Annotated in this window: 6 protein-coding genes and 4 tRNA genes; 3 read left to right on the forward strand and 7 right to left on the reverse strand. The window is 43.4% G+C overall.

Annotation, left to right across the window (positions count from 1 at the left end):
* The 5 genes from BCT11_RS01950 to BCT11_RS01970 all read right to left on the reverse strand — a co-directional run.
* Nucleotides 1-111: GTP-binding protein (locus tag BCT11_RS01950; RefSeq protein ID WP_133152127.1), on the reverse strand; the 111-nt coding region annotated here is incomplete at its 3' end.
* Nucleotides 112-212: 101 nt separating this feature from the next.
* Nucleotides 213-288: transfer RNA gene (locus tag BCT11_RS01955), tRNA-Thr, on the reverse strand.
* 13 nt (nt 289-301) lie between these two features.
* A tRNA-Gly gene (locus BCT11_RS01960) sits at nt 302-376 on the reverse strand.
* A 35-nt stretch (nt 377-411) separates the two neighbouring features.
* Nucleotides 412-496 (reverse strand) — tRNA-Tyr (locus tag BCT11_RS01965).
* Between the two features lie 52 nt (nt 497-548).
* A tRNA-Thr gene (locus tag BCT11_RS01970) sits at nt 549-624 on the reverse strand.
* 206 nt (nt 625-830) lie between these two features.
* Here BCT11_RS01970 and coaA point away from each other — a divergent pair.
* The gene (gene coaA / locus BCT11_RS01980; protein WP_038873865.1) at nt 831-1,754 is read left to right on the forward strand and encodes a type I pantothenate kinase; all 924 of its coding nucleotides are present in this window, start codon (nt 831-833) and stop codon (nt 1,752-1,754) included.
* 16 nt (nt 1,755-1,770) lie between these two features.
* On the opposite strand, the gene birA is transcribed toward coaA, so the two are convergent.
* The gene (gene birA, locus BCT11_RS01985) at nt 1,771-2,736 is read right to left on the reverse strand and encodes a bifunctional biotin--[acetyl-CoA-carboxylase] ligase/biotin operon repressor BirA (protein ID WP_038873868.1); all 966 of its coding nucleotides are present in this window, start codon (nt 2,734-2,736) and stop codon (nt 1,771-1,773) included.
* Nucleotides 2,733-3,776, reverse strand: coding sequence for a UDP-N-acetylmuramate dehydrogenase (gene murB / locus BCT11_RS01990; protein ID WP_102386949.1), 1,044 nt, complete (start codon nt 3,774-3,776; stop codon nt 2,733-2,735). Before murB ends, birA begins: the two co-directional genes overlap by 4 nt.
* 101 nt (nt 3,777-3,877) lie before the next feature.
* Here murB and BCT11_RS01995 point away from each other — a divergent pair, with 101 nt between their 5' ends.
* On the forward strand, nt 3,878-4,309 hold the full coding sequence (locus tag BCT11_RS01995) for a GNAT family N-acetyltransferase (RefSeq protein ID WP_198593896.1): 432 nt from the start codon (nt 3,878-3,880) through the stop codon (nt 4,307-4,309).
* A 71-nt stretch (nt 4,310-4,380) separates the two neighbouring features.
* Nucleotides 4,381-5,721, forward strand: a complete 1,341-nt coding sequence (gene pssA / locus BCT11_RS02000; protein ID WP_038873871.1) for a CDP-diacylglycerol--serine O-phosphatidyltransferase — start codon at nt 4,381-4,383, stop codon at nt 5,719-5,721.
* The last annotated feature ends 57 nt before the right edge of the window (nt 5,722-5,778 follow it).

Consider the following 5,778-nt stretch of genomic DNA (forward strand, 5'->3'; position numbering starts at 1 on the left):
AGCAAGTGTTGTACAGATAGCAGCTGTAAGAGTTGTTTTACCGTGGTCAACGTGGCCGATAGTACCAACGTTTACGTGCGGTTTTACACGTTCAAATTTTTCTTTAGACATGAGTAGTCCCTCTAGGTACGGATTTAGGTGGCCCGAATTGACCACGCAACCAAAAAAGATAATTGGTAAATCTTATATCAAAAGGAAATAACTTTGAGAGCTGGTGCTGATAGGCAGACTCGAACTGCCGACCTCATCCTTACCAAGGATGCGCTCTACCACCTGAGCTATATCAGCACTCAAATTAGAGTGGAGCGGGCAGCGGGAATCGAACCCGCATCATCAGCTTGGAAGGCTGAGGTAATAGCCATTATACGATGCCCGCAACACGTAACTCTGAGAGCTATTTCCTAAAGAATATGGTGGAGGGGGACGGATTCGAACCATCGAAGGCAGTGCCGGCAGATTTACAGTCTGCTCCCTTTGGCCACTCGGGAACCCCTCCAAAATTTCATGCCATTCTTACTACAATTGCTTCTTAAAGAAGCAGGAAAGAATGGTGCCGACTACCGGAATCGAACTGGTGACCTACTGATTACAAGTCAGTTGCTCTACCTACTGAGCTAAGTCGGCATAAGTGGTGCGCATTCTATTGAATGATTTTCTAGGTTGCAATAGGTATTTTAAAAAAAATCGTAAAATTTAGCTTTTTAGATTCAATTGCTGCAAATTCATACAAACCTCACTTTTTAAAGCAAACTTTCGAGCTTTGTCGTTTGCTTTAAACGATGCTTGTTGTATGTTCTTGCTCTCTATTAAACCAAGGATCAAAGAGACTCATGAGTCCATTTTTGTCATTTGACCGTGCTGAATGGGCAGAACTACGAAATTCTGTCCCGATGACACTCTCTGAAGACGACTTAACCGCGCTTCAAGGCATTAATGAAAACCTCACTGTAGAGGAAGCGGTAGAGATTTACCTTCCTTTGTCTCGTCTATTGAACTTATATGTTCAAGCTCGCCAGAGTCGCAACTCAGTATTACAGCAATTTCTCAATACAGAAGAGCATGCTCCTCCATTTGTCATCGGTATTGCTGGTAGCGTTGCGGTAGGGAAAAGTACGACTGCGAGGCTGCTGAAGGCCCTTCTATCTCGCTGGGAGAATCATCCAAAAGTCGCGTTAGTGACAACCGACGGTTTCTTATATCCAAAGAAAGAACTGGAAGATAAGGGCATCATGCATCGCAAAGGCTTTCCCGAGTCGTACGACATAAAGCGTTTAGTTGAGTTTGTTTCCGATGTGAAAGCAGGTAAACCTGACCTTACAGTGCCAGTCTATTCCCACATTACCTACGACATTACCGAAGAGCTTAAAACCGTTGAGCAGCCAGATATATTGATCATTGAAGGTTTAAATGTTTTGCAAAGCGGTATGGATTACCCACACGATCCACATCGAGTGTTTGTGTCGGATTTTCTAGACTTCTCTATTTACGTTGATGCTGAAACAGAGACCGTCGAGCAATGGTACGTAGAACGATTTTTGAAATTCCGTCGAGGAGCATTCACCAAACCTGGCTCCTATTTTAGCCACTATACTCAACTCTCAGTAGAAGAAGCTAGGAACAAGGCTAAGCAGATTTGGCATGATATTAATGGGCTCAATTTGGAACAGAACATTCTTCCTACTCGAGAAAGGGCCCACTTAATACTGCATAAAGGGCCAAGCCATTTGGTTGATAAGGTATCGTTGAGAAAGTAGTGCTGACTCGTTAATGTTAATCGGTTTTTCTTAAGGAGATCTCGCCGCCAATGTAGGTCTCCAAACCATTGTTGGTTTCTAGTACTACCCCACCTTGTTGATCGATACCTTTTACAATGCCATGAATCTCTCTTGGCCCCATAAGTAGCTTAACCGGACGGTCTATAAAATTATCTAAACGATTCCAACGATCAACAAACCCCGCCAGACCAGTCATTTCATATTCTTCTAGTGCGGTCTTCCAGTGTTCAATAAGGTTGAGTGCCAGAACGGTGCGGTCGATTGTTAAACCATCACTGACTTGATTCAACGTTGTCCAAGGCTGATCAATCTCAGGCTGTATGTCCGGCATCCCAATGTTCAACCCCATCCCGATAACAAGATGAGCGGCACCACCGGCTTGGCCTGACATTTCTACTAAAATACCTGCAAGTTTTTTATCTTGGAAATAGAGGTCATTGGGCCACTTCAACTTCACACCTTGAACGCCCATACTTTCGAGCGCTTCTACTGCCGCAATACCAACAACAAGGCTTAATCCCATTGCTGCAGCCATACCTGCGTCCAGTCGCCAGTACATAGACAAGTAGAGATTTGTCCCAAAAGGTGAAATCCACTGACGGCCACGACGTCCTCTGCCTTTAGCTTGGTATTCCGCTAAACAAACTCTTCCTTTGTCTGACTCATTCACTCTTTCCAGCAAATACTGGTTGGTTGAATCGATAACAGAGATCAGCTCGATTTGACTATCAAGTTTCGCTTTGAGTGTATCTCCGTCTAATAGTTGTAGGGGGTGCGCCAGTTGATAACCTCGGCCTTGGATACGATAGATATCCACACCCCACTCATTTAACCCTTTAATGTGCTTTGCGATTGCTGCTCGAGAGATGCCAAGGCTCTCCCCAAGTGCTTCACCTGAATGGAAATCGCTGTCGCTTAACGCTTTGAGGATATGGAGCTTTGCGTTATGTTCTTTTCTCATCGAGCAGCCTCTATCTCAGAAAGGGTTGTCTCAGCATGACTATTCATAAAACGCACTTCATGCTCAAGCTCTATTTGATACTTATCCCAAACCGTTTTCTTTACAAGAGAAGCCAAAGTCACCACATCTTCCGCGGTACAGTTATCCACATTGGTAAGCACTAAAGCTTGTAATGGGTTCACTTGGGCACCGTTAACCGAGGTACCTTTTAGCCCACACTGATCAATCAGCCAACCGGCTGCCACTTTCATCCCACCTTTTGCAGGATAGGCGACCATGGTGTCATGCTGCTGGATGAGTTGATCATAATGATCTTGACTGATCACTGGGTTTTTAAAAAAACTCCCTGCATTACCCACTTTAGTTGGATCAGGTAACTTCTCCATGCGCACTTGGCAAACTCGCTCAAATATTGCGTTAGGGCTAAGTTCTTTTTCAGGAATAGACTGTAGAGGGCCATATTGATTGACGGGTTGCCACATTTTGGGCAGTTTAAGGCCAAGCGCGGTGATAAAACACTTCTCATACAGAGAATGCTTGAATATCGAATCACGATAACCAAACAGACATTCTTCTGCACTCATACGTGTAGTTTCAAAAGTCTCTAGGTCAAGAACATCAACATAATCACAGATGTTGTTGAGCTCTACTCCATACGCTCCGATGTTCTGAATCGGTGCAGAACCCGCACAGCCAGGGATAAGAGCTAAGTTTTCAAGGCCACCAATATCTTGTTTTACACACCATTCCACTAATGCTGGCCAGTCTTCACCACCATCAATATGCAGCTTGTAATACTCATCCGTTTCACTCACTTGTTTACCAAGTAATCGGTTGATAATCACAAGCCCTTCATAATGCTGAGTAAAGAGCATGTTACTCCCTTTACCTAAAAACAGTTTTGGTAATTTTTTAAAGGTGTCGTCCTTGAACAACTGTATGACATCTTCTACAGATTCAACAATCGCCAAATAGTCGCAAGTTTGCTCGATACCAAATGTATGAAAAGCCTTAAGGCTCGCGTGTTTCTTAATTTCCATAGTGGATTTGCAACGCCAGATGAGATTCTCTTAAACTATGGACATTCTACATTAGTTATCTTTTAGCCGCAGTGACAATACCAGACTCATTAATCATAGAAGTGTTAAATCCGATCAAACTTCCTCTCATTAAGAGGTTGTATAAAGCGCATTATCCGGCAGGCCGAGCCAAACGGGATGAGTTAATCATTACCGCCAGCGTCAAGAATGGCATTGTTGCGCTATTACGAATGAAAGCCATCGAAAAATCACGATTGCTTACAGGAATGCTAGTCGTGCCAGAATTTCGTGGGACTGGCGTCGGTAGTGCTCTGCTTACTTATTGCGAAAACACAGTTTTCACTAGTGGTGATTATTGCTTCGCTTTTAAACATTTAGAGAATTATTACGCTCAGCATGGGTTTGAAACCATTGATAGCTCTGAATTGCCAAACTCGTTAAAAATGGCTTATTTGCGGTACGTAGACAGTGGTAAAGATCTCATTCCAATGCAATTCACCACTTCTGACGTTCTAAACGACGTGGTTTTGTAGCCAGAGAATTCATATCTTTGGTAAAATATCAGGTTCGCAATATTGCACTTAATTAAGGTACTCACACCGGTATGATAGTAAGTAGGAACCCATTCGAACAGTTGCCAAGTCTCGCAGTCAAGCCTGAAGACTTTGAAGTTCTGCACGCAGCAGAAACTTTCAGAACTCGTCTTCTTGATGCGATCAGCAAAGCAACGTCGCGAATTTACCTAGTCGCTCTATATCTGGAAGATGATGAAGCTGGACGTGAAATTTTCACAGCGCTTTATGAGGCGAAACAGCGCAACCCTGGATTGGACATCAATATCTGTGTAGATTGGCACCGAGCTCAACGTGGTCTCATTGGTGCAGAGTCATCAGAGGGCAATTCCGCGCTATACAAAGCATTCGCTAAAAAATACCAACATTCGATTCCGGTATACGGCATTCCTGTACGAGGAAGAGAGGTCTTCGGCGTACTGCACTTAAAAGGTTTTATTGTTGACGATACCGTTATTTATAGCGGCGCTAGCTTAAACAACGTCTATCTTCAATACAATGGTCGTTATCGTTTCGACCGTTACCATGTGATTCAACATAAAGCACTTGCTGACTCCATGGTCGGTTTCATCCAGAGTGAGATGATAGCTCACCCAGCAGTAAACGACCTTGCTGGTAAGGACAAACCAGAAACTAAAGAAATCAAAGCTGCAATTCGTCAACTGCGTTCTTCTCTCGCTCGTGCTGATTATGAGTTTTCGCCAGAGAGTGCAACAGAAGAAGAGGTAAAAGTGACTCCTCTTGTTGGCTTGGGTAAGCGACGTAATCAACTCAACATGAAAATCGTTAAGTTACTCGCTGCCGCTCAAAATGAAATCTTCATCTGTACACCTTACTTCAACTTTCCTAAAGCGATTCATCGTGAAGTAAAACGTGCAATGAAACGCGGGGTGAAAGTAACGATTGTTGTTGGAGATAAAACAGCAAATGACTTCTATATTGCTCCGGAAGAAGAATTTAAAACTATTGGTGGTTTGCCATATCTTTACGAATTGAACCTTCGCCGTTTTGCAAAAGCCAACGAAGCGAACATTGCAGCTCGTAAGCTTTCTATCCACTTATGGAAGCACGACAACAATAGCTTCCACCTAAAAGGTATTTGGGTAGATAAACGCTACATGCTCATGACAGGTAATAACCTGAACCCACGCGCATGGTCACTAGACTTAGAAAATGGACTATTGGTGCAAGATAACTACGCTAAGATGACGGATAAGTTTGAGCAAGAAGTAGCAAACATTCTCGAGCATACTCAACTTATCTGTACTTACCGACAGTTAGAAAAGGTAGAAGATTACCCAGAAAGCGTTCAGAAGCTTGTTCGTAAGATCACTCGCATCAAAGCTGACGGCGTACTTAAGCGTATCCTTTAGAAACTAATAAAGAGTCAAAGCCCAGTATGAAAGTACTGGGCTAATTATATGGTCCGC

Origin of the sequence: Vibrio sp. 10N.222.52.B12, from assembly GCF_002875385.1 — a bacterium.
In the GTDB taxonomy this organism is placed as follows: Bacteria; Pseudomonadota; Gammaproteobacteria; order Enterobacterales; family Vibrionaceae; genus Vibrio; species Vibrio jasicida.